This is a genomic window from Actinoplanes sp. ATCC 53533, from assembly GCF_003947245.1.
On sequence record NZ_QHHV01000582.1, the window covers coordinates 1 to 930 of the forward strand.

A 930-nucleotide genomic window follows, 5' to 3' on the forward strand; every position below is an offset into this window, starting at 1 on the left:
GCTGGACCCTGACCTGGTCCTACAGCGCCGGCCAGACCGTCACGCAGGCCTGGAACACGACGCTGACCCAGAGCGGTGCCGCGGTCACCGCCAAGAATGTCAGCTACAACGGCGCCGTCGCCACCAACGGCACCGTGGCGTTCGGCTTCAACGGGTCGTGGACCGGCAGCAACCCCGCTCCCACCAGCTTCGCGGTGAACGGCGTGACCTGCACCGGCAACACGGCGCCGACCACCCCACCCACCGTCTCGCCCACCACGACCCCGACCACCGCACCCGCGGCGCCGGACATCACGGTGAACAGCGCCACCAGATACCAGACGATCGACGGGTTCGGCGCCGCGGTATCGATCTGGGGCAGCGCCTGGTCGACAGCCGAGACCCAGACGCTGGTCGGGCTGGGCGCCAACCAGTTCGGGCTCTCGATCGTGCGCACCGGCATCTCACCGGTCTCCGGTGAGTGGCCGACCCAGGTGAACGCCCTCAAGACGGCGAAGTCGTACGGGTCGGGTGTGAAGATCCTCGCGTCGCCGTGGACGGCGCCGGCGGAGTGGAAGACCAACAACAGCCGGATCAACGGCGGCAAGCTGAAGACCGACTACTACGACGACTACGCCAACCACCTGAACAGCTACGTCCAGTACATGCGCGACCAGGGTGTGCCGATCGACGTCACCTCGGTGCAGAACGAGCCGGACTGGCACCCGGCCTACGACTCGATGGACTGGAGCGGCACCGAGCTGCGGAACTTCGTCCGCGACCAGGGCGCGAAGGTGACCAACACCAAGCTGATGGTCGCCGAGGCGGTGAACCTGAACTACGGCTACACCGATCCGACCCTGAACGACACGACCGCCCGCACCAACACCGGCTACATCGGCGGCCACCTCTACGGCACCGAAGCGCGGGCCGGCTGGCGCCGTACGCCCT

General features: G+C 67.8%; 1 protein-coding gene. It reads left to right on the forward strand.

The features are described 5' to 3' along the window. The coding region (locus tag DMB66_RS60150; RefSeq protein ID WP_199753322.1) for a cellulose binding domain-containing protein at positions 1-930 on the forward strand (930 nt) is incomplete at both ends.